Origin of the sequence: Streptomyces sp. NBC_00631 (genome assembly GCF_045206895.1) — a bacterium.
GTDB lineage: Bacteria > Actinomycetota > Actinomycetes > Streptomycetales > Streptomycetaceae > Streptomyces.
Genome location: NZ_CP107734.1, coordinates 3,487,406 through 3,509,453 on the forward strand (window position 1 = coordinate 3,487,406; position 22,048 = coordinate 3,509,453).

At 72.5% G+C, this 22,048-nt stretch carries 19 protein-coding genes; 11 read left to right on the top strand and 8 right to left on the bottom strand.

Going from position 1 to position 22,048, the window contains the following annotated elements:
* Positions 1-115: 115 nt before the first annotated feature.
* Positions 116-1,351 (bottom strand): cytochrome P450, encoded by a 1,236-nt coding sequence (locus OHB00_RS16075; RefSeq protein ID WP_406435471.1) that lies wholly within the window; start codon positions 1,349-1,351, stop codon positions 116-118.
* Positions 1,352-1,622: 271 nt separating this feature from the next.
* Here OHB00_RS16075 and OHB00_RS16080 point away from each other — a divergent pair, with 271 nt between their 5' ends.
* The 3 genes from OHB00_RS16080 to OHB00_RS16090 all read left to right on the top strand — a co-directional run bounded on the left by OHB00_RS16080 (position 1,623) and on the right by OHB00_RS16090 (position 5,451).
* A complete protein-coding gene (locus OHB00_RS16080; RefSeq protein ID WP_406435473.1) occupies positions 1,623-2,792 on the top strand; it encodes a steroid 3-ketoacyl-CoA thiolase in 1,170 nt (389 codons plus the stop codon).
* 95 nt (positions 2,793-2,887) lie between these two features.
* The gene (locus tag OHB00_RS16085; protein WP_406435475.1) at positions 2,888-3,322 is read left to right on the top strand and encodes a hypothetical protein; all 435 of its coding nucleotides are present in this window, start codon (positions 2,888-2,890) and stop codon (positions 3,320-3,322) included.
* Entirely contained in the window at positions 3,319-5,451 is a 2,133-nt protein-coding gene (locus OHB00_RS16090) for a hypothetical protein (RefSeq protein WP_406435477.1), read from the top strand. The genes OHB00_RS16085 and OHB00_RS16090 overlap by 4 nt, the downstream gene beginning before the upstream one ends.
* Here the strand turns inward: OHB00_RS16090 and OHB00_RS16095 are convergent.
* Positions 5,411-7,447: a bifunctional glycosyltransferase 87/phosphatase PAP2 family protein gene (locus tag OHB00_RS16095; RefSeq protein ID WP_406435479.1), complete on the bottom strand. Its 2,037-nt coding sequence runs from the start codon at positions 7,445-7,447 to the stop codon at positions 5,411-5,413. The genes OHB00_RS16090 and OHB00_RS16095 overlap by 41 nt on opposite strands.
* Before the next feature lie 367 nt (positions 7,448-7,814).
* Here OHB00_RS16095 and proP point away from each other — a divergent pair, with 367 nt between their 5' ends.
* The 3 genes from proP (at position 7,815) to OHB00_RS16110 (ending at position 11,395) form a co-directional block, all read left to right on the top strand.
* Positions 7,815-9,188, top strand: coding sequence for a glycine betaine/L-proline transporter ProP (gene proP / locus OHB00_RS16100; RefSeq protein ID WP_406435481.1), 1,374 nt, complete (start codon positions 7,815-7,817; stop codon positions 9,186-9,188).
* A 257-nt stretch (positions 9,189-9,445) separates the two neighbouring features.
* A complete protein-coding gene (locus tag OHB00_RS16105; protein ID WP_406435483.1) occupies positions 9,446-10,612 on the top strand; it encodes a DUF2330 domain-containing protein in 1,167 nt (388 codons plus the stop codon).
* 111 nt (positions 10,613-10,723) lie between these two features.
* A complete protein-coding gene (locus OHB00_RS16110) occupies positions 10,724-11,395 on the top strand; it encodes an O-methyltransferase (protein ID WP_406435485.1) in 672 nt (223 codons plus the stop codon).
* Positions 11,396-11,423: 28 nt separating this feature from the next.
* On the opposite strand, the gene OHB00_RS16115 is transcribed toward OHB00_RS16110, so the two are convergent.
* Entirely contained in the window at positions 11,424-11,813 is a 390-nt protein-coding gene (locus OHB00_RS16115) for a hypothetical protein (RefSeq protein WP_406435487.1), read from the bottom strand.
* A 91-nt stretch (positions 11,814-11,904) separates the two neighbouring features.
* On the opposite strand from OHB00_RS16115, the gene OHB00_RS16120 reads away from it, so the two are divergent.
* The gene (locus OHB00_RS16120; protein WP_406435489.1) at positions 11,905-12,351 is read left to right on the top strand and encodes a DUF1992 domain-containing protein; all 447 of its coding nucleotides are present in this window, start codon (positions 11,905-11,907) and stop codon (positions 12,349-12,351) included.
* Position 12,352: 1 nt separating this feature from the next.
* On the opposite strand, the gene OHB00_RS16125 is transcribed toward OHB00_RS16120, so the two are convergent.
* Together OHB00_RS16125 and OHB00_RS16130 are read right to left on the bottom strand one after the other, a co-directional pair.
* On the bottom strand, positions 12,353-12,913 hold the full coding sequence (locus tag OHB00_RS16125) for a hypothetical protein (RefSeq protein WP_406435491.1): 561 nt from the start codon (positions 12,911-12,913) through the stop codon (positions 12,353-12,355).
* 5 nt (positions 12,914-12,918) lie between these two features.
* The gene (locus OHB00_RS16130) at positions 12,919-13,566 is read right to left on the bottom strand and encodes a hypothetical protein (protein WP_406435493.1); all 648 of its coding nucleotides are present in this window, start codon (positions 13,564-13,566) and stop codon (positions 12,919-12,921) included.
* A gap of 196 nt (positions 13,567-13,762) precedes the next feature.
* Between OHB00_RS16130 and OHB00_RS16135 the strand changes: the two genes are divergently transcribed.
* Positions 13,763-14,260, top strand: a complete 498-nt coding sequence (locus OHB00_RS16135) for a GNAT family N-acetyltransferase (RefSeq protein ID WP_406435494.1) — start codon at positions 13,763-13,765, stop codon at positions 14,258-14,260.
* On the opposite strand, the gene OHB00_RS16140 is transcribed toward OHB00_RS16135, so the two are convergent.
* Entirely contained in the window at positions 14,253-16,298 is a 2,046-nt protein-coding gene (locus tag OHB00_RS16140; RefSeq protein WP_406435496.1) for a DHA2 family efflux MFS transporter permease subunit, read from the bottom strand. The genes OHB00_RS16135 and OHB00_RS16140 overlap by 8 nt on opposite strands.
* A 161-nt stretch (positions 16,299-16,459) precedes the next feature.
* Here OHB00_RS16140 and OHB00_RS16145 point away from each other — a divergent pair, with 161 nt between their 5' ends.
* Entirely contained in the window at positions 16,460-17,425 is a 966-nt protein-coding gene (locus OHB00_RS16145) for a peptidoglycan-binding protein (RefSeq protein WP_406435498.1), read from the top strand.
* Between the two features lie 264 nt (positions 17,426-17,689).
* Here the strand turns inward: OHB00_RS16145 and OHB00_RS16150 are convergent, their stop codons facing one another.
* Both OHB00_RS16150 and OHB00_RS16155 read right to left on the bottom strand, forming a co-directional pair.
* Positions 17,690-18,352: an HAD-IA family hydrolase gene (locus OHB00_RS16150; RefSeq protein ID WP_406435500.1), complete on the bottom strand. Its 663-nt coding sequence runs from the start codon at positions 18,350-18,352 to the stop codon at positions 17,690-17,692.
* Positions 18,353-18,556: 204 nt separating this feature from the next.
* Positions 18,557-19,138, bottom strand: a complete 582-nt coding sequence (locus OHB00_RS16155) for a TMEM165/GDT1 family protein (RefSeq protein ID WP_406435501.1) — start codon at positions 19,136-19,138, stop codon at positions 18,557-18,559.
* A gap of 424 nt (positions 19,139-19,562) precedes the next feature.
* On the opposite strand from OHB00_RS16155, the gene OHB00_RS16160 reads away from it, so the two are divergent.
* Positions 19,563-20,207: an HNH endonuclease family protein gene (locus OHB00_RS16160; protein ID WP_406435503.1), complete on the top strand. Its 645-nt coding sequence runs from the start codon at positions 19,563-19,565 to the stop codon at positions 20,205-20,207.
* A 132-nt stretch (positions 20,208-20,339) separates the two neighbouring features.
* Positions 20,340-21,965, top strand: a complete 1,626-nt coding sequence (locus tag OHB00_RS16165) for an alkaline phosphatase D family protein (protein ID WP_406435505.1) — start codon at positions 20,340-20,342, stop codon at positions 21,963-21,965.
* Positions 21,966-22,048 lie beyond the last annotated feature (83 nt).

Consider the following 22,048-nt stretch of genomic DNA (forward strand, 5'->3'; position numbering starts at 1 on the left):
CCCGGGGGAGGGTCGCGTCTCGGGGGAGGCAGGAACGGGGCGTAGGGAGGGGGTGCTCCTGCCTCCCTCGGGACGGGCCGGCGGCGCCGGGAGCCGTCGGCCCGGGTCGAGGGGGCTACGACGTCGTCACCCGCAGGTGTTTCACGCCGTTGATCCATGCCGAGCGGAGCCGGTCCGGGTCGCTCACCAGGCGCAGGTTCGGCATCGCGTCGGCGATCGCGCTGAAGATCAGGTCGATTTCGAGGACGGCCAGGGACTTGCCGAGGCAGTAGTGCGGGCCGCCGCCCCCGAAGCCGAGGTGGGGGTTGGGGTCGCGGGTGATGTCGAAGGTGTCGGGGTCGGTGAAGACCTCGGGGTCGTGGTTGGCGGAGGCGTAGAAGACGCCGACCCGGTCACCCTTGCGGATCAGCTTGCCGCCCAGCTCGGTGTCCTGGGTGGCGGTGCGCTGGAAGGAGTTGACCGGGGTGGCCCAGCGGACGATCTCCTCGGCGGCGGTCGACGGGCGCTCGCGCTTGTAGAGGTCCCAGGCGTCGGGGTGGGTCAGGAACGCGTGCATGCCGTGGGTGATGGCGTTGCGGGTGGTCTCGTTGCCTGCCACCGCGAGCATCAGCACGAAGAAGCCGAACTCGTCGGAGTTCAGGTTGCCTTCGTCCTCCGCCGCCACCAGGGTGGAGACGATGTCCTTGGCCGGGCACTGTTTGCGGTCGGCCGCCATGTTCATCGCGTAGGCGATCAGCTCGGTCGCGGACTCGGCGCCCACCGCCTCGGTGATCGCGTACTCCGGGTCGTCGTACGAGATCATCTTGTTGGACCAGTCGAAGATCTTGGCCCGGTCGTCCTGCGGGATGCCGATCAGTTCCGCGATCGCCTGGAGGGGGAGCTCGCAGGCGACCGCGGTGACGAAGTCGAAGGGGCCGGCGTGGGCGCGGGCCGCCTCGACGATCGCCCCGGCGCGGGCGCGCAGACGGTCCTCCAGGGCGCGGATGGAGCGCGGGGTGAAGCCGCGCTGGATGATCTGGCGGACCCGGGTGTGCTCGGGCGGGTCCATGTTGAGCAGGATCAGCCGCTGGGCGTCGATGGCGTCCCGCTGCATGTGCTCGCCGAAGCGGATGATCGCCGTGTTGAGCCAGGACGAGAAGATCTCGGGGTGCGTGGAGACGTACCTGACGTCCGCGTGCCGGGTGACGGCCCAGTAGCCGTCGTCCGCGAAGCCGGCGAGGCCGTGCGGCTGTTCGATCCAGCGGACCGGTTCCGCCTGGCGCAGTTCGGCGAACTCCGGGAGCGGCACCCGGTGATGGAGCAGATCGGGGTCGGTGAGGTCGAACCCGTCGGGCAGCGCGGGACAGGGCATGGCGACTCACTCCCACCGTGTACGAGCCTGGACAAGTGCTGCTGGCGCATTCTGACGGTCCATCAGAAAAGGCCGACTGCCGTGAAGGTAATAACGGGTTCTACAAGTCGCAAGGGGCACGGTCACCCCAATTGCATGCAACCCCCTTGCGGTTGTGGACGCGCTGTCAGCAGACTGCACACAGAACTAGTACGCGTTCTAGTTCTGCGTGGCGGGCCGGGCCGGGACGCCCCTGCGCCGCGCGGGTGACCGAGGAGAGGACCGAGCCCCCATGGCCGCGGAACCCGTGATCGTCGAAGCCGTACGCACCCCCATCGGCAAGCGCGGTGGCGCGCTCGCCAATCTGCATCCCGCCTACCTCCTGGGCGAGACCTACCGAGAACTCCTCGGCCGCACCGGCATCCCCGCCGACGCGGTCGAGCAGATCGTCGGCGGCACCGTGACCCACGCCGGCGAGCAGTCCATGAACCCCGCGCGTACGGCCTGGCTGACCATGGGGCTGCCGTACGAGACCGCGGCCACCACCGTCGACTGCCAGTGCGGCTCCTCGCAGCAGGCCTCGCACATGACCGCCAACATGATCGCCGCCGGGGTCATCGACGTCGGGATCAGCTGCGGGGTGGAGGCGATGTCGCGGGTGCCGCTGGGCTCGGGCTCCAAGCACGGGCCGGGCAAGCCGTTCCCCGACGAGTGGAACGTCGACCTGCCCAACCAGTTCGAGGCCGCCGAGCGCATCGCCCGCAATCGCGGCCTGACCAGGGAGAACGTCGACGCGCTCGGGGTGCTGTCGCAGGAGCGGGCGGCACACGCCTGGGCCGAGGAACGCTTCAAGCGCGAGACCTTCGCCGTGCAGGTGCCGACGACGGAGGAGGAGCAGCACGCCGGACAGGGCATGTGGCGCCTCGTCGACAAGGACGAGGGGCTGCGCGACACGTCGGCCGAGGCGCTGGCGGGCCTGAAGCCCGTCATGCCCACCGCGATCCACACCGCGGGCAACTCGTCCCAGATCTCCGACGGGGCGGCGGCCATCATGTGGGCGTCGAAGCGGATGGCCCGCGCCCTCAGGCTTCGCCCCCGGGCCCGGATCGTCGCCCAGGCCCTGGTCGGCGCCGACCCGCACTTCCACCTCGACGGCCCGATCGACGCGACCCGCGCGGTGCTCGGCAAGGCCGGCATGAGCCTGAAGGACATCGACCTCGTCGAGATCAACGAGGCGTTCGCGTCGGTGGTGCTGAGCTGGGCCCAGGTCTTCGAGCAGAACCTGGACAAGGTCAACGTCAACGGCGGCGCGATCGCCCTCGGCCACCCGGTGGGAGCCACCGGCGCCCGCCTCATCACCACCGCCCTGCACGAACTGGAGCGCACGGACAAGGAGTTCGCCCTGATCACGATGTGCGCGGGCGGCGGCCTGGCGACCGGGACGATCATCCAGCGGCTGTAGCGGAGCCGGCCGGCCGCTCGGCCGCCGTGTCGCTCAACTCCTTTCTGTACCCTGCCTATTGGGTCGTGGCGAGGACGGGGGAGGCACCGACGGTGTTGACGGAAGCGATTGCGGCGGCCGCGGCGGCCGGTGGTACGACCGTGGTGCAGGCCGCGTCCACGGACGCCTGGGCCTGGTTCCGGACCAGGTGCGCTCGGCTCCTGGGCCATGGTGACCCCGAGCGGGAGAGCGAGGCGCTGGACCGCCTGGACCGGACGGCCGCGGTGCTGGACGCGGCGGACGAGAGCGAGCGGGAGCGGGTGCGCGGGGTGCACGCGCGGCTGTGGCAGGGCGAGTTCGGCTCCCTGCTGGAGACGCTCGGGGAAGCCGACCGGGACCGGCTCGTGGCCGGACTCCGGGAGCTGGAGCGCGAGTTCGGATCTGATCAGGGCGCTCGGGGTGCGGTGACCGGGAACGTCTTCAACGGCAACACCGTCATCCAGACCGGCGACCACAGCAGCCAGACGATCACCTTCGGGAACGACGGGTGAGCGGAGCCGGCACCGGCGGGGCCGGATCCACCGGCGGGGTCGGATCCACCGGCGGAGGCGCCGTCACCGGCAACGTCTTCCATGGGGGCGCCGCCATCCAGACCGGCGCCAACAGCCGTATGAACGTCGAGTTCCGCACCCAGGAACGGGCGCCGCTCGACATCGCCGCCGACGACCTGGCCCGGGCGGTGGCCGAGCAGTGGAACGAGGAGGCCGGGCTGCGACGGCTGCTGGATCCGGCACCGCTGCCGGTGCGGTGGCGCGTGACCGGCCGGAAGGTGGCGGGCCGGGTCGCAGGCGCGACCACCGAGGCTGGACGGGCGCGGTTCGATCCGCTTCCCGGACTGGCCGCGACCACCGGCGAGCGCCTGCGCGAGGGCGGTGGCCTGACCGAACTGCACGACGTGTACGGCGGGTTGGCCTCGGGCCGCGTCCTGCTGATCGGCCCCGCCACGGTCGGCAAGACCGCGACGGCCATCCTGCTGCTCCTGGCGGCGCTCAGGTACCGCGCGGCACAGCCGGACCCGGGCGTCCGGGCCCGGATCCCGGTACCGGTCCTGCTGCCGCTGGAGGACTGGAACCCGGCCGAGGAGCGCGCGGTCGACTGGGCCGCCGGACAGTTGTCGCGACGCTACACACTGTTCCGGGACCGGGACGGCCGGGAGCGGGCCCGCGACCTGCTGGCCGAGGGCCGTATCTCCCTGGTCCTCGACGGACTCGACGAGGTCGAGGGCCGGCTGCGGGCGGCCATGGTCAGCGCGCTGGAACCGGCGCCCTGCCGGCTGGTGCTGGTCTCCCGGGCCAGGGCGGCCGAACGCACCGCCCGCAAAGCCCGGTTGGGCGGTGCCGTGGCCCTGGAGCTCCAGCGGGTGGAGCGCGCCGACGCCGTCGCGTACCTGCTCGACGCCGTGCCCGAGCCGCCCCCGCCGGCCTGGCGGGCGCTCGCCGGACGCGTCCGGGAGGAACCGGACAGCGCCGTCGCCCGGGCCCTGGCCAGCCCGTTGGTGGTCTCCCTGGTCCGGGACGCCTACTCCCCCGACGGCCCGGTGGACGAACTCCTCGACACGACCCGGTTCCCGCGCCCGGTGGACATCGAGGACCACCTTCTCGACCATGCGGTCACCGCCGCGTACACCCCGAGACCGGGGTACCGGCGTCCCCGCTACTCCCCCGAGACCGCCGAACGGACCCTGCGCCACATCGCCGTACGGCTGACCGAGGAGGGCACCCGGGATCTGCGGTGGTGGCACATCCCGGGGTGGGGGAACCGACGGTCGCGGGCGATCGCCGTGGGATGCGTGGTGGGCCCCTTCTACGGGCTCGTCGGAGCCTTCGGTCTGTGGCAGGCGCCGGGACCGTCCTTCGCCCTGTTGTCGGTGCCGTTCCTGACGGTCATGGCCGGCTTCATCGCCGGTCACCGGGTCTGGACACTGGGTGACCGGCAGCCGCTCGCGAGTGCGGGGTGGCGGGACATCTTCAGCCCGAAGTCGCTCGGCATGGGGGTGGCGGTCTTCGTGCTGTGCGGGCTGGGTCTGGAGTTCTTCCCCGTGACCGGCTTCCCGGTGCCCGCGTGGGTCTGCTGGCTCGTCGCCCTGCCCTCGGGATACGCGGCGGTGCTCGTCACCGGCCCCGGCCACCGGATCATGGCGGGCAGCTTCCTCGCCCTCGGTTCGGGAGACCGGTCCGAGGGCCTGCGCAAGCTGCTCAACCCGCGTCCGCCCTCCGCGGGCCGGTCGATCGGGCCACGCGAGGTGTGGCGGCACCACATCGGGCTCCGGCTGGTCCTGGGCCTGTTGGTCGGGCCTGCCGTGGCCCTGTTCATAGGCCCGCTGCGGGCGCTGCGGTTCGGATTCTGGCCCGTGGCCCAGAACACCCTGGGAGCCGCCCTCTGGGCCGCCCTCCTGTCCGGCCCGTTCGCCAACCTCGCCGTGGCCACCGGCCTCACCGCACTGCAGCTCCGCATCACCCAGGGCACCCCCGTCCGCCTCGTCGCCTTCCTGGAGGACGCCCGCCGCCGCAACCTCCTGCGCACGGTCGGCCCCGTCTACCAGTTCCGGCACGCCCGCCTCCAGGAGCGCCTCGCGCGTGTCAGCCCGGCGCCGGAACCGCCCTCGGCTCCTCCTGGCTGATCGGCGCCGTCCGCCCCGGGCGGGCCCGCGGCCCCTGCAGCAGATAGCCCACGCCGAAGCCCGCGCCGACCACCGCGGCGCCGCCGACCGCGTCCAGGACCCAGTGGTTGCCGGTGCCGATGATCGCCGAGACCGTGAAGAGGGGGTGGATCAGGCCGAGCACCTTCAGCCACCACTTCGGGGCGACGACTGCGATGACGATCCCGCACCACAGCGCCCACCCGAAGTGCAGCGAGGGCATCGCCGCGTACTGGTTGGTCAGCTGGGTGAGGGTGCCGTAGTCCGGCTTGGCGAAGTCCTGCGGACCGTGCACCGTGTCGATGATGCCGAGGCCCGGCATCAGGCGGGGCGGGGCCAGCGGGTAGAGCCAGAAACCGATCAGGGCGAAGGCGGTGGCGAAGCCGAGGGCGGTGCGGGCCCAGCGGTAGTCGACCGGGCGGCGGACGTAGAGGACGGCGAGGACCGTCAGCGGGACGACGAAGTGGAAGGACTCGTAGTAGAAGTCGAGGAAGTTCCGCAGCCAGCCGACGCCGTAGACGGTGTGGTTGGCCCAGTGCTCGATGTCGAGGTGCAGGAACCGCTCGATGTCGTGGATCTGGTGCCCGTGGCGCTCCGCGCGGGCCCGCCCGGAGGTGCCGTTGCCGTCCCCGGCGGCCGCGAGCCGGATCTGCTGGTAGGCGAAGTAGACCAACCGCATCGCGACCAGTTCGAGGAAGAGGTTGGGGCGGGTCAGGACCCGGCGCAGCGAGGGGGCGAGCGGGACCTGCCGGAAGCGGGCCGGGACCGGCTGCGCGTAGTCCGTCGGGACCGGGCGGACGAACTCCGCGGCGGTGCGGGACAGGAAGGGGACGACCGTGGCCGCGGCGAGGGCGGCGAGGAGGATCGTGTTGTCGCGCACGGGCACGAAGAGCGACTGGTTCGGCAGCATCGCCTTGCCGGGCAGCGTCATCACGAGGACGACCACGACCGGCCACACGGTCCGGTCGGCGGCGCGCCGTCCGGCCCGGCCGACCACCGCGAGCAGCACCCACAGCAGCTGGTGCTGCCAGGCGGCCGGTGACACCGCGACCACCGCGCAGCCGGTGATCGCGACCGCGAGCAGCAGCTGCCCGTCCCGGGCGTAGCGCACCGCGCGGCGCAGCGCGAGGGTGGCCACGGCCGCGGCGAGCGCCAGGAACAGGACGATCTCCAGCGGGCCGCTCAGCCCGAACCGCAGCAGGGCACCGTGCAGCGACTGGTTGGCGAGCGCGTCGGCCTCGCCGCCGAGGCCGACACCGGCGATGTGGTGGACCCAGTAGGTGTAGGAGTCGTGCGGCATCGCCGCCCAGGCCAGCGCGGTGCACACGGCGAAGGTGGCGCCGGTGGTGACGGCGGCCCGGCGGCGGCCGGTGAACCACAGCAGCGGCGCGAACAGCAGCAGGGCAGGCTGAAGGGCGGCGGCCAGGCCGATGCACAGCCCGCTGTCGCGCTGCCCGCGGGCGGCGAAGCAGCCCAGCAGTACCAGCAGGACCGGGATGATGCTGGTCTGCCCGAGCCAGAGGGTGTTGCGGACCGGCAGCGAGACCATCAGCAGGCTGATCGCGACCGGTGCGGCCAGCAGCGAGGTGCGGCGGCTGACCGGCTGGGGCAGCGCGCGGGCGGCGACCAGGCCGAGGGCGACCACGAGCAGCAGCGTGCCGAAGGTCCAGCCCCAGCCGAGGGCCTGCTCGGCGGCTCTGGTGAGCGGCTTGAGCACCAGCCCGCCGAAGGGGGTGCCGGTGAACTGCGTCGAGTCGTACAGAGACCCCTTGACGTGCAGCACGCCGTCGGGGCCGACCCAGGTCTCCAGGTCCGTCAGCCGGTCCCCGCTCGGCGTGCCGAGGACGACGGCCAGCTGCCGTAGGACAAGGATCGCCGCCACCGCCCACAGGCCGAGACGGACCATTCTGAACCGCGCCCCGGCCTCCGCCGCACCGAAAGACTCCCCCGCTCCCCCGCCATGCTCCACGTTCGCCACGCCTCGCCGGCCTCCCGCCGCGTCCCGCACATCGTTCTGAGAACCCTGATCAGGCTCCCACCGCCTTTGGACACAGACGCAGGCAACTCCCTCTTCACCTGACATCCGCCCGCCTTTTGTCCTGAAGACGACAGTGCGTGGGCGGTGGGGTTGCGTCCACGGAGCGCGACAAGGATCACACTGCGCGCCGCGCGTACGGCCACCGAGGCGGGCAGACGTCCCTGCATACAGCACATTTAGCTGCACTGCGCACGTAAATGCGTACGCGACGTAACGCCCCCAAGTACTCCTATCGTCGCTTTTCGGCCCGCCCATCGCCGTACGGGCCGCGCCCCTTGTCCCCCACGAAAGGTAGGCGAGCCCCGTTTTGGCGACCGTCACAGCAGTCACCCCGTCCGTCCGGCTCCCCGGCCCCCGTAAGGCCCCCGCCCCCACCGTCACCGACCCCGCTCTGGTCAGGCGCGCCGTGAAGGCGGCCGCGCTCGGCAACGCCATGGAGTGGTTCGACTTCGGCGTCTACAGCTACATCGCGGTGACCCTGGGCAAGGTCTTCTTCCCGTCCGGCAACCCGACCGCCCAGCTGCTGTCGACGTTCGGCGCGTTCGCCGCGGCCTTCCTGGTCCGTCCGCTCGGCGGCATGGTCTTCGGCCCGCTCGGCGACCGCGTGGGCCGTCAGAAGGTCCTCGCCCTCACCATGATCATGATGGCGGCCGGCACCTTCGCGATCGGCCTGATCCCCTCCTACGCGACGATCGGCGTCGGTGCCCCGCTCCTGCTCCTCGCCGCCCGCCTGGTGCAGGGCTTCTCCACCGGCGGGGAGTACGCGGGCGCCTCCACGTTCATCGCCGAGTACGCGCCGGACAAGAGGCGCGGCTTCTTCGGCAGCTGGCTGGAGTTCGGCACGCTGGCGGGCTACATCGGCGGCGCCGGCCTGGTGACCCTGATGACGGCCCTGCTGTCCACGGACGACCTGACCTCCTGGGGCTGGCGCGTCCCCTTCCTGATCGCGGGCCCGATGGGCATCATCGGCCTCTATCTGCGACTGCGCCTGGAGGAGACCCCGGCGTTCGCGGCGGAGGTCGAGAAGGCGGAGGCGTCCCGCCCGAAGGTCCCCCTCCGCGAGATGATCACCAGCCAGTGGCGGGCCCTCCTGCTGTGCATGGCCCTGGTCCTGGTCTTCAACGTCACGGACTACATGCTGCTGTCGTACATGCCCAGCTACCTCACCAGTGAGCTCAAGTACGACGAGACGCACGGCCTCCTGGTCGTCCTCGGCGTGATGGCGCTGATGATGATCGTCCAGCCGTTCGCCGGAGCCCTGACCGACCGCGTCGGCCGCCGCCCGGTGATCGCGGCGGGCTGCGCGGGCTTCCTGGCCCTCTCCGTCCCGGCCCTCCTCCTGATCCGCCAGGGCAGCCTGCTCGCGGTCGCACTCGGCATGGGCGCCCTGGGCCTCCTCCTGGTCTGCTTCACGGCAGCGATGCCGGCCGCCCTCCCGGCCCTCTTCCCGACCCGGGTCCGCTACGGCTCCCTGTCGATCGGCTTCAACATCTCGGTCTCCCTGTTCGGCGGCACCACCCCCCTGGCGGTGACGGCCCTGATCGGAGCGACGGGAAACCTGATGATGCCCGCGTACTACATGATGGCCGCGGCAGTAGTGGGCGGCTTCGCCGCCTGGCGCATGGCCGAAACAGCAGGCAAGCCCCTTCCGGGCTCGGCGCCTTCGGTGGAAGCGTCCTGACGAAAGCACTCATGGCAGGGACGCGGGGCTGATGCGGCTCCGCCGCGTGAGCGCGCTCAGCCCCCACCGGCCCGCAGCCGACGGACACGCTCAGCTTCCCTCACGGCCCCCACTCACCTGCGCCGTTCGAACGATCCGCCCCGTCGGCCCGTACCGTCGGTAGACAGACGGTGGCTGTCCGGAACGGCCTCAGGAACCACGCCCTCCGCTATACCGTCTGTAGTCCTGATCGACGGTAGGGCGGAGGGCATCGCTCCATGATCGGCCAACGGCGACCCCGCCGGCGCACGCGTCTGCTCGCGGTCCTCCTCGTCCTCACCACCATCCAGCTCGGCTGGCTCGCCGCCCCCGCCTTCGCCTGCGCCTGCGGCGCCCTCGTCCCCGACGCCACCCACCGGATCACCGTCGGCCGCGAGGAATCCGTCCTGCGCTGGGACGGCACCCGCGAACAGATCGTGATGCGCCTGACGGTGGGCGGCGACGCCGAGCGCGCCGCCTGGATCATGCCCGTCCCGCACCGCGCCACCGTCGCCCTCGCCGACCCCGCCCTCTTCGACCAGCTGCACACCCTCACCGCTCCGGCGCGTCGCACCCGCTACCACTTCTGGCCCGAGAACGGCGACTGGCCCCTCACCACCGGCGGTGCCGACCCCACCGGCCGCCCACCCGGCGCCGGCGCCGCCACCGCCCCCGGCGTCGGCGTGGTCGACCGCCAGCGGCTCGGCCCGTTCGACGTGGCCCAGCTGACCGCCACCGACTCCGGCGCCCTGGACGGCTGGCTGCGCAGCAACGGCTTCCCCTTCCCGCCCCGCCTGAACACCGCGCTCCAGCCCTACGTCGCGGACCACTGGGAGTACGTCGCGGTCAGACTCGCCCCCGCGACCGCGGCCACCGCGCTGCACGGCGCCCTCGACCCGCTCCACCTCGCCTTCGCCAGCGAACGCCCGGTCTACCCGATGCGGCTGTCCGCACTCTCGGCCACCCCGCAGTCGCTCGGCCTGTACGTCCTCGCCGCGCACCGCATGGAGCCGCGTTCGGCGATCGGCGGCGAGCGCCCGCGGGTCGTCTACGCCGGCCGTCTCAGCCGCCCCACCGGCGAGCTGGGCGCGCTGGCCGCGGGCACCCCCTACCTGACGGCGGTCGGCCAGGAGTTCCCGTATCCCGCCCGGATCTCCGGCGACCACGTGCTGCGGCGGGCGTCCGCGGACACGCCGTTCCAGCAGGTCGTCTACGCGGACCGGCTGCGCGAGGTGGCCGGGATCCCGGCGTGGCTGCTGACGCTCGGCACCGCGCTGCTGGTGACCGTCACGGTCACCGCCCTGAGGGCCGTACGACGCTCCCGGCGCCCGGCGCCGCCGCCCCCGCCGGTGCAGCCCCCGCCCCCGCCGGCCGGGCCGCCGCCGCCCCCTGCGCCGATCGGCTGAGTTCCGCCCGGCACGGGGGCGGTGGATCACCGGCGCGCCCGCCGCCTCAGTAGTGCTATCCAGGTAGCTGTCACCGGACAGCCATCTGAATAGGCGAAAGGCAGCGTACGCATGAGCGGCTCACAGCTCTGGGACGACGTCGACTTCTACTTCACCAGCCACCTGTCACCGGACGACGAGGCGCTCCAGGCGGCCCTGCGGGAGAGCGAGGCGAACGAGCTCCCGCATGTCAACGTCACCCCCAACCAGGGCAAACTGCTCCAGCTCCTCGCCCAGATCCAGGACGCCCGGAACATCCTGGAGATCGGCACCCTCGGCGGCTACAGCACCATCTGGCTGGCTCGCGCCCTGCCCGCCGACGGCAGGCTGATCTCGTTGGAGTACAGCGCCCGGCACGCCGAGATCGCGGTCCGCAACATCGCCCGCGCCGGCCTGGACAGGACCGTCGAGGTGCGGGTCGGCCCCGCCCTGGAGTCGCTGCCCAAGCTCGCCGACGAGAACCCTGCCCCCTTCGACCTGGTCTTCATCGACGCCGACAAGGCGAACAACCCGCACTACGTGGAGTGGGCGCTGCGGCTCACCCGCACCGGGAGCCTGATCATCATCGACAACGTGGTGCGCGGCGGCCGGGTCGTCGACGGCGGCAGCGCCGAGCCGGACGTGGTCGGCACCCGCGCCGCGATCGAGCTCATCGCCGCCCACCCGCGGCTGACCGGCACGGCGATCCAGACGGTCGGCAGCAAGGGCTACGACGGCTTCGCGCTGGCGCGGGTCCTCGACTGACCCGGCTGAGCCGCCCGCCGGGGCGTGCTCAACCCTCGTGGTAGAAGCCCACGTTGACGCTGCGCGGGGCGGTGCGGTCCCGGACGACGATCTCGCCGGAGCCGCCCCGGGGCAGCGCGACCGTGCCGCCGTAGGTGATGGCCTGGGCGTACTCCCCGACCTTCAGCAGCACCTCGGAGGAGGGTTCGGCCTGGGAGCCGCGCAGCCAGGAGACCTGCCAGCCGCCCTCGGGTCCGCACAGGAACTCCAGGTGCACCCGGGAGACGAACAGCCAGTCGTCGGGCGTGGCGAGCCGGCAGACGGAGGCGTCGCGGCCCACCCGCAGCACGGCGCCGGGGTCGCTGGGCGCGTCGGCCATGAGCATTCCGGCCGTCTCGCCCGCTTCTCCGGACACGGAGGCCATGGTGAGTTCGAGCACGTGCGTTCCCCCTGCGCGTTTCCTGAATCATTCGTGGATCTCCGGCGCATGATAAAACGCCCGGCCAGCCCGCGTCCGGCACAATGGAGTCATGACCGAGCGAAAGCCACCCGGGGTGCCGTTCGAGTCCTGGGTCGACAGGCAGATCCAAGACGCCCAGCGGCGCGGGGAGTTCGATCAACTGCCGGGCGCGGGGGAGCCGTTGCCCGCCGCGCTGGAGGCGCCGTACGACGAACTGTGGTGGATCAGGCGGAAGATGGCCCGGGAGGGTCTGGCGGCGCTGCCGCCGACGCTCGCCCTGCGCAAGGAGGCCGAGGATGCGCTGGCGGCCGCCTACGCGGCGCCGTCGGAGCGGATCGTCCGCAGGATCATCACCGAGGTCAACGTGAAGATCCGCGACATGATGTTCAGGCCGCCGCCCGGCCCCCCGCTGGGCAAGAAGCCGTACGACGTCGAGGAGGTCGTACGCGAATGGCGGGAGCGCCGGGCGGCGGCCGGTGCGGAACCGGCCTCGGAGCCGGACCCACACGGGGAGTGAGTCAGATGTGCAGCAGCCGGTCCGCCAGTTCGCGGTAGTCGCGCAGGGCCAGCCGGAGCTGCTCGGTGTCGGCGCTGCCGGGGTGGCTCGCGTCGGCGGACTGCCAGCTGCCGCGCAGGGTACGGCGGCGCCGCTCTACGGCGTCGGTGAAGCGGGCGCTGATCTCCTCCACGGCCCGGTCGGCCTCCTCGACGGCCGTCCGCGGCTCATCGACGAAACCGGTGACCGCCTGCTGGAGACGGCGCTCCAGCTCTCCGCACTCCTCGTGGGGCATCAGCTGCTCGCCGCCGCGGGCCGCGTCCGTCTCGTGCCCGGGGCCCTCGCCGGCCACCAGCACCGCCTGCCCGGGAGCTTCCCGGTCAGCCGTGCGTCCGGGTTCCTCCTGCCCCGGAGCTTCCCGGTCAGCCGTGCGTCCGGGTTCCTTCTGCCCGGGAGTGACCCCGCTCACGGAGGCGTCGCCCCAGTCGGTGGTCTGCTCCTCACGTCCCGGCATCGCTGTACCGCCGGGATAGCCGTCGCCGCCGAGCGGCTGGCGGCCGGATCCTGTCCTGGCATCGGTCATGTCGGTCAACTCTCCTTCGGGCGGCTTTGGTTGGCGGACCAGGGCAGATGGCCGCCGGTGTCGGCACCGGCGTCGGCGCGGTGGCGGCCGTGCTCATGGGACGCCGGGGTGACCAGGTCGTCGAAGAGGGAGCGGGCCTCGATCATGGCGGTCCGCATCTCCTCGGTCCCGGCCTGGCTGAGCGGGGAGCCGCCCACGGGTGCCAGGGCGGCGCGGTGGACGCGGCGGTAGCCGTCGACGTGGTCCGCATGGTGCACGGAGAGGGCGGCGACCTGCTCGTCGTACTGGGCACCGGCCGGGAAGCCGCGGGCGGCCGCCACCTCGGCGAGCAGCCGGTCTGCCTCGGTCACCGACTCGCGGGGCGATTCGACGAAATGCTCCTGGGCGGTCGTCCAGCGAGCGGCGTAGCGTTCGCGCTCCGCCGGGTCCAGTTCGCGCTCGTGCAGTCCGCCGTGGCGCTGCACCCGCTCGGCGAGCTCTCGCTCGGCCGCCTTGGTGTCGCCGCCGTGCTGGGCCACCGTCCGCTCGTACTCGGGTCCGAAGCGCCGCTTCAGACCCTGCGGGCCGCTGCCCCTGGAGCGCGCGGCCAGTACGGCCGCGACTACGACCACGGCGGCCACGATCACGATCGCGATGATCAAGCCTGTGGACATGGTTGCCTTCCGGTGTCTCGGCCCGACGGGCCGTCTCCCCCTTCGGGTGACCCGCACACCGCCCCGCAAACAGCCACGGAGAATTCCCCGGGAACCACGGCCACGTCGAGTGGCGCAGGACCCGGGTGCTCGACTCCCCCGAGGTCACGCATATCCGGTTGCGCAGGCACCCCGGGTCCGCCTGAGACTACGGTCCATGGCCTCCTGGACGATCACCACGGAACCCCCCGGCTCACCCTCGGCCCTCGCCCTGTGGCGGGCGTACTACACGGAGGTCAGCGACCGCTGGTACCTGCTCCACGAGGGCCGCCGCACCGACCCGGCCGAGCTGGAGCGGGAGATCGCCGCCCGGCCGGGGACCGAACTCGCCCCGCCCACCGGACGGTTGCTGATCGCGCGGTACGACGCCGAGCCGGCCGGCAGCGCGGGTGTACGGCTCCTGGACCCGGCCACCGCGGAGCTCACCCGGGTCTTCGTGCACGAGCGGCTGCGCGGCAGGGGCGGCGCGGCCCTCCTCGTCGCGGCGGCCGAGGACGCGGCCCGTGCCCTGGAGGCCGAGCGGATCCTGCTCGACACCCGCTCCGACCTGGTGGAGGCCCGCGCCCTGTACGCGCGGCTCGGCTACACGGAGACCGCGCCGCACAACGACGACGTCTACGCCGGGCACTGGTTCCGCAAGGAACTCCTCAGCTGAGCCGGCCGGCCTGCCGGGGCGCCGGGTGCTGCGGCTGTTCGCGTTCGGTGCCGCACAGTTCGTCGGTCAGCTCCCGGACCAGGCGGTCCAGGTCGGTGGGCCGGTCCGGGCTCCACCAGTCGCCGAGGAGTTCGGCCAGGGACTCCTCGCGGGCCTTGGTGAGCCGTTCGGCGACCTCGCGGCCCCGGTCGCTGAGGGTCAGGTCGAGGCCCAGACGGTCGGCGAGGTGCCGCTCCTCCAGCTGGCGTGCGCCCTCCAGCACCACGTTCAGCGGGACCGGGCCGCGCTCGGCGAGCCGCCCCGGCTCCTCCGAGCCGTATCTCCGGATCCGCAGCAGCAGCCAGCCGGCGGCGGGCAGCAGGTCCCCGTACCCGGCCCGCTCGTTGATCTTCCGGTAGATCTCCCGGCGGCCCTCCCGGGTGCCGAGCAGGGACAGCGCCCGGGAGCACTCGTCGTACGAGGACCGCTGGACCGGGTTGGGCGGGATGGTCTCGGAGGCGTCCGGCGCGGTGACCGAGCCGCGCAGCCGGTCCTCCTTGAGGAACCAGGCGAGGACGAAGCCGAGGAGGGCGACCGGGGCGGCGTACAGGAAGACGTCGGTGATCGAGGACGCGTACGCGTGCAGGGCCGCCGGCCGCAGTGCGGGCGGCAGGGTGGCTATGCCCCGCGGGTCGGCCTTGAGGGCGTCCGGGGTGGCCCCTGGCGGGAGCCGGACGCCCCGGAAGGCGTCGGCGAGCTTGTCCGCGAGGCGGCCCGCGAAGACGGAACCGAAGAGGGCGACGCCGAAGGAGGCCCCGATGGAGCGGAAGAAGGTCGCGCCGGAGGTGGCGACGCCGAGGTCCTCGTACGAGACGGAGTTCTGCACGATCAGCACCAGCACCTGCATGACCAGTCCGAGGCCCAGGCCGAAGACGAAGAAGTAGCTGCTCATCTCGGCGGTCGAGCTGTGCTCGTCGAGCCGGTGGAGCAGCAGCAGACCGATGGTGGTCACGGCGGTCCCCGAGACCGGGAACACCTTCCAGCGGCCGGTACGGCTGACGATCTGCCCGGAGAGGGTGGAGGACAGCAGCAGGCCGATCACCATCGGCAGCATGTGCACGCCGGACAGGGTCGGCGATATGCCCTGCACGACCTGGAGGAAGGTCGGCAGATAGGTCATCGCGCCGAACATCGCGAACCCGACGATGAAGCTGATCACGGCGGCGAGGGTGAAGGTGCGGACGCGGAACAGCTTGAGCGGCAGCACGGGTTCGGCGGCCCGCCGCTCGACGGCCACGAAGGCGACGGCGAGGACGACCCCGACGGCCGCGAGCCCGGTGATCCGCGGCGACCCCCACGCCCACGTCGTGCCGCCCAGCGAGGCCACCAGCACCAGGCAGGTCGCGACGGCGGCGATCAGGAAGGTGCCGAGGTAGTCGATGACGTGGCGGGCGGTCCGGCGCGGGATGTGCAGCGCGGCGGCGATCACGGCGAGCGCGACGACGCCGACGGGCAGGTTGACGTAGAACACCCAGCGCCAGCTCAGGTGCTCGGTGAGCACCCCGCCGAGCAGCGGCCCGAGCACGCTGGTGGCGCCGAAGACGGCGCCGAACAGCCCTTGGTAGCGCCCTCGTTCACGCGGCGGCACGATGTCCCCCACGATCGCCATCGACAGCACCATGAGCCCGCCGCCGCCCAGCCCCTGCAACGCGCGGAAGCCGATGAGCTCGCCCATGTTCCGGGCCATCCCGCACAGCGCCGACCCGACGAGGAAGATCACGATCGCGAGCTGGAAGAGCCGCTTGCGCCCGTACTGGTCGCCGAGCTTGCCCCACAGCGGGGTGGCGGCGGTGGAGGCCAGCAGGTACGCGGTGACCACCCACGACAGATGCTCAAGCCCTCCGAGGTCGCTGACGATGGTGGGCAGGGCCGTCGACACGATCGTCTGGTCCAGCGCGGCCAGCAGCAGCCCGAGCAGCAGCGCGCCGATCGGGACCAGCACGTTGCCGGGTACGCGTTCCGCGCCCTTGGCCGGGGTGTGCGTCGCTTCCAGGGCCATGGAGACCTCCCGGGGCTCTCGACCATCTTCCATGGTGGGCGGTGTCACCCGGTATGGCCCGTCGAGTCCTTTTCGGGACTGCTGAGACGAGGGGTTCCGGCGAACGTACGTGTGGGTGCTCTGCATAATCTGTGGAGTTCGTGAGGGGAGGGACGAACGCCGTGACGGATACGACCGGGGGCCACCAGTGCCCGGAGTGCGGGACACCGAAGGGGCCGGACGGCTCCCCCTCCTGCGACTGCAACCAGCGGACCTCCGACGCGCTGCGCGACGCGCGTACGGCCGAACAGGCGGCGGCGGAGGACTTCGACCCGCTGCGGATACGGCCGTACATCGACGTCGAGGGGGCGGGCACGGGCGCGGGGGCCGACGGCGAGGCGACCGCACCGTTGCCGGTGGCCGAGCAGTCACCGATGGCCGAGGCGACCATGCCGCTGCGGGCGGTACCGGGGCCGGGCGTCGGGCCGGACCTCGAACCGGACGCCGGGCCGGACCTCGGACCGGAGGCCTTCGATTCCGGTGCCGGGGAGGAGGAAGCCCGCCGTAGGCCCCGGCGGACGCTGCTGCTGTCCATCGCCGGGACGGTGGTGGCGATCCTCGCGGTGGCGGGCTTCGTGAACGGCCTCTTCTCCCACCTGACGCCGACGCGGGACGGGGCGGCCCCGAACGACGTACGGGAGAGCGTCCCGGACGTCACACCGGGTTCGCCGTCGGCCGCGTCGCCGACGAGGTCCCCGTCCCCGACGGCGACCTCCCCGTCACCGTCCGCCAGCCCGAGCCCTTCCGCCACCCCGTCGCCGACCGCGCCCAGCGCGACCCCGTCCGCGACGTCCTCCCCGATCGCCACTCCGACCCGGTCGGCGCCGGTGACCGGCACGTCCGCCTCCGCCCGGCCCAGCACACCGCCGGTCCTCCGCCCCGGCGACAGCGGCACGGAGGTCACGGAACTCCAGCTCAGGCTGGAGCAGGTGGGCCTCTTCTCGGGGACGGCAGACGGCCACTACGACACCAAGACCGAGAACGCGGTGCGGACGTACCAGGTGACCCGGGGCGTCCTGACCGACGAGGCGGGGGTGTACGGGGCGGCTACGCGGGCGGCGCTGGAATCGGAGACGACGAAGCCGTAGGGGGGCGGGCCGACGGGGGGTGTCTTGGCGGGCGCGGGTGGGTGATGGTGGGGGCGGTTGCGGCCGTGGGTGGCTGCGGGTGAGTGGGGGCTGGTCGCGCAGTTCCCCGCGCCCTGGAGGGGCGCCACTGCCGGCGCTTCTTCCCAGCCGCGGGCAGTCGTGCCGCTGGGGCGATGGGGGTCCCCGCGCGAGCGAAGCCGAGCGTGGGGGAGGGTGGGCGCGGCGGCACCCTGCAAGCGCCGGTGAGCGCCCCGACCCCCGGCCTCAGGCGCCGTCGACGTGCAGCCGGAGGGAACCGTCGGCCGCCGCTTCCACCCGCACGCCCGTCAGGTCCCGCACCACCACATCCGGCCCGTGCGCCGCGGCCCGCGCGCCGACCCCCACGACCCGCATCCCGGCCGCCCGTCCCGCGGCGATCCCCGCGCCCGAGTCCTCGAACACCACGCAGTCCGCCGGAGCGATCCCCAGCTCCGCCGCCCCCTTCAGAAAGCCCTCGGGGTCCGGCTTGCTGGCCCCCACCGACTCCGCGGTCACCCGTACCGCCGGCAGCGGCAGCCCCGCCGCGGCCATCCGGACCGTCGACAGCGCCACGTCCGCCGAGGTCACCAGCGCGTGCGGCAGCCCCTGGAGGGAGGCGAGGAAGGCCGCGGCGCCGGGGATCTCCACCACGCCCTCCGTGTCGGCGGTCTCCTCCGCCAGCATCCGCGCGTTGTCCGCGAGGTTCTGCTTCATCGGCCGGTCCGGCAGCAGCACCGCCATGGACGCATGCCCCTGGCGCCCGTGGACGACCTTCATGACCTCGTCGCCGTCCAGCCCGTGCCGCTCGGACCAGCGCCGCCAGATGCGTTCCACGACGGCGTCGGAGTTGACGAGGGTGCCGTCCATGTCGAGCAGGAGGGCGCGGGCGGTGAGGACGGTGGCCGTCATCGGGCAGCTCCTAGTGCACAGGCCGAAAGCGGGCCGGGAAGAAACAAGGCGGCCCCGCCCGCCGGTCAGGGAAAACGGGCGGGAGCCACTTTGTTTCTCCACGGTACAAAAGAGAGGGCCGATCCCGCCACCGCCTTCGCCGACCGTTCACCGACTCTTCAGCTCGCAGGCCCGCGGGAACGGGCCCAGCCGGCCGGGGCGGGCTCAGCCCGCGATCGCCTCCCACAGGCTCCACACACCCAGCGCCAGCATCAGCACCGCCGCGATCTGCGTGATCAGCCGCAGCGGCACCTTCTTCATCAGCGCCCTGCCGCCGACGATGCCGAGCCCGGCCACCGCCCACAGGCCGAGCACCGCGCCGAGGCCGACGGACAGCGGATCGTCGTAGCGCGCCGCGAGGTTCGCCGTCATGATCTGCGTGAGGTCCCCGAACTCGGCGACCAGGATGAGCATGAACCCGGTACCGGCGACCTTCCAGAAGGACTGGTCGGCCGGCTTGCGGATCTCCTCTTCCTCCTCGCCCTTCTTCAGCAGCAGCACGGCAGCGCCGCCGAGGAAGAGCACGCCGGTCAGCGCGTGCACGATCTGCTGCGGGAGCAGGGTCAGGACGCTGCCCGCCGCCACGGCGAGCACGACATGCAGCAGGAAGGCCGCGGCGACACCGGCGAAGACGTACGACGCCCGGTAGCGCGTACCCAGGACGAGACCGGCGAGCGCGGTCTTGTCGGGCAGTTCGGCGAGGAAGATGACGCCGAAGACGAGCGCCGTCACGGTGATGCTGATCAAGGGTCCTCAATCGGTCGGGGCCACCGCCCCACCGAGAGCACCACGCTTCGCAGACGAACACCTCGGCAGGGCAGCGCACACGGTCACCCGTGCCGTACGGCACGGGCGTGCACTGCTTGCCGAAGGTCTCGCTGGCGCCCCCACGGCCGCGATGGCCGAGGTCCGCCTCCGGGCGCCGGCTCAGACGGGCTGAGCAGTATGTCGACGGTCCGGCGAAGAGCTACTCCCCTTCAACGCCGTAAAGACTACGTGACCGCGCCATCGATCCCAAGGCCAAAGCTCCCGCCTGTGAGTCACGTCGCATGTCTTGTCGTGTCATGAACACGTCACTAGTTTCTTACCGAACGCTCACCCACCGGCAACACGGCGGCGCGAGCATTCCCTCGCTCACGCTCCAACACCCCACCCCCACCAGGGAGTTCGCATGCCGAAGTTCTACGCGCGTCGACGAGTCAGCATACTCGCCGCTCTTACCGGACTCATAGCCTCTGCCGCCCTCTTCAACTCCCCGAGCGCCTCCGCCGCCCTCCCCACCCCGGTCAGCGCCGCCACCGCCCGCACCTACCTCGCCTCGCTCACCGTGGCCACCGAGAACCGCACCGGTTACGACCGCGACCTCTTCCCGACCTGGGACACCATCAGCGGCACCTGCAACACCCGTGAGTGGATCCTCAAGCGCGACGGTACGAACGTCGTCACCAACTCCGCCTGCACCGCCACCAGCGGCAGCTGGTACTCCCCCTACGACGGCGCCACCTGGACCGCCGCCTCCGACGTCGACATCGACCACCTCGTCCCGCTCGCCGAGGCCTGGGACTCCGGCGCGAGCAAGTGGACCACGGCCCAGCGCGAGGCTCTCGCCAACGACGTCACCCGCCCCCAGCTCCTCGCCGTCACGGACAACGTGAACCAGTCCAAGGGCGACAAGGACCCGGCCGAGTGGATGCCCTCGCTCACGTCCTACCGCTGCACCTACGTCCGCGCCTGGGTCCAGGTGAAGTACTACTACAACCTCTCCGTGGACTCCGCCGAGAAGAGCGCCCTCACCAGCTACCTCTCCGCCTGCTGAACCAGCCCCCCGGCTCTCTCCCGGCCTCTGTCCCCGCCTCCTTCCCGCGCCGGAACCTCCCCGCCGGCCTCCGTCGTTCCGTACCGTACGGGGCGACGGGGGCGAACCGACCGAGGAAGAGGGCGGGCGATCGTGGCCGGACTGCGCCTGGGACCGCTGCTGAGATACACCGACGGCTCGTCGGCGACCGTCTGGGTCGAGGCGAGCCGTCCGTGTGCCGCCGAGGTGCGCTGCGCCGACGGCGCCGGCGGCACCGCGCGCACCTTCCAGGTGGCCGGCCACCACTACGCCCTGGTCCCGGTCACCGGGCTGACCCCGGGGACGCCACCGTCGTACGACGTCCTCCTCGACGGCACGCGCGTGTGGCCGCTGCCCGACTCCCCCTTCCCGCCCTCGGTGATCCACGTCCCGGCCGCCGGCGCCGGCCTCGACGTCGTCTTCGGCTCCTGCCGCTGGGCCGCTCCCCCGGCCGACGGCCATGACCCGGTCGGCCCGGACGCCCTGGACAGCCTGGCCACGCGCATCGCCGCGGGCGGTGACCGGCCGGACCTGCTGCTGCTCCTGGGCGACCAGGTGTACGCCGACGAGACCTCGGCGGCCACCCGGCACTGGCTGGCCGCCCGCCGCGACCTCACGGACGCGCCCGGCGCCGAGGTCGCCGACTACGAGGAGTACACCCGCCTCTACTACGAGTCCTGGCTGGACCCGGAGGTGCGCTGGCTGCTCTCCACCGTGCCGAGCTGCATGATCTTCGACGACCACGACGTGATCGACGACTGGAACACCTCCGCGGCCTGGCTGGCCGACCTGCGCGCCACGCCCTGGTGGCAGGAGCGGCTGCTGAGCGGGCTGATGTCGTACTGGGTGCACCAGCACCTGGGAAACCTGTCCCCCGCCGAGCTGGCCGCCGATCCGCTGTACGCGGCCGTACGCTCCGCCCCCGACGGCACCGACGAACTGCGCGCCTTCGCCGCCAGGGCCGATACCGACCCGGCCTCGGTGCGCTGGAGTTACCGGCGTGACTTCGGGCGGGTCCGGCTGCTGATGGTGGACACCCGCGCGGCCCGGGTGCTCGACGAACACCACCGCGCCATGCTCGACCCGGGCGAGGCCGAGTGGCTGCGCGAACAGGCGCTGGACGGCCGGGAGTCGTACGACCATCTCCTGGTCGGCAGCTCACTGCCCTGGCTGCTGCCGCACCTGATACACGACGTCGAGACCTGGGACGCGGCGCTGTGCCGGGGCGAACGCGGCGCCCGCTGGGCACGGTTCGGGGAACGGCTGCGCCGCGCGGCCGACCTGGAGCACTGGGCGGCCTTCCCGGCGTCCTTCGCCGAGCTGGCCGGCCTGTTCGCCCGGACCGGCTCCGGGCCCGGGGCGCCGGCCTCCATCTGCGTGCTCTCCGGAGACGTCCATCACGCGTACGTCGCCGAACCCGCGTGGCCCGCCGGAACCGCGCCCGACTCCCGTGTGGTGCAGCTCACTTGCTCCCCCGTGCACAACTCCGTGCCGCCGACGATCCGGGTCGGCTTCCGGTTCGGCTGGAGCGCCCTGGCCCGGCTCCTCGGGCGGCGCCTCGCCCGGCACGGACGCTGTGCGCCACCACCGGTGACCTGGCGGAAGAGGGGCGGCCCGTGGTTCGGCAACCAGCTCATGACCCTGACGCTGCACGGCCGTTCGGCCCGGCTGCGGCTTGAGCGGGCCCGGCGGAACGGGACCCTGGAGACCGTGAAGGAGTCCGTCCTCACCGCCCCATGAGGGAGTCGCACGCTGCCGCATGACCTTTCACCGACGGCCCTTTGCCGAAGACGCGGTTCCCCCGTGACCCTCCTGTCACACCC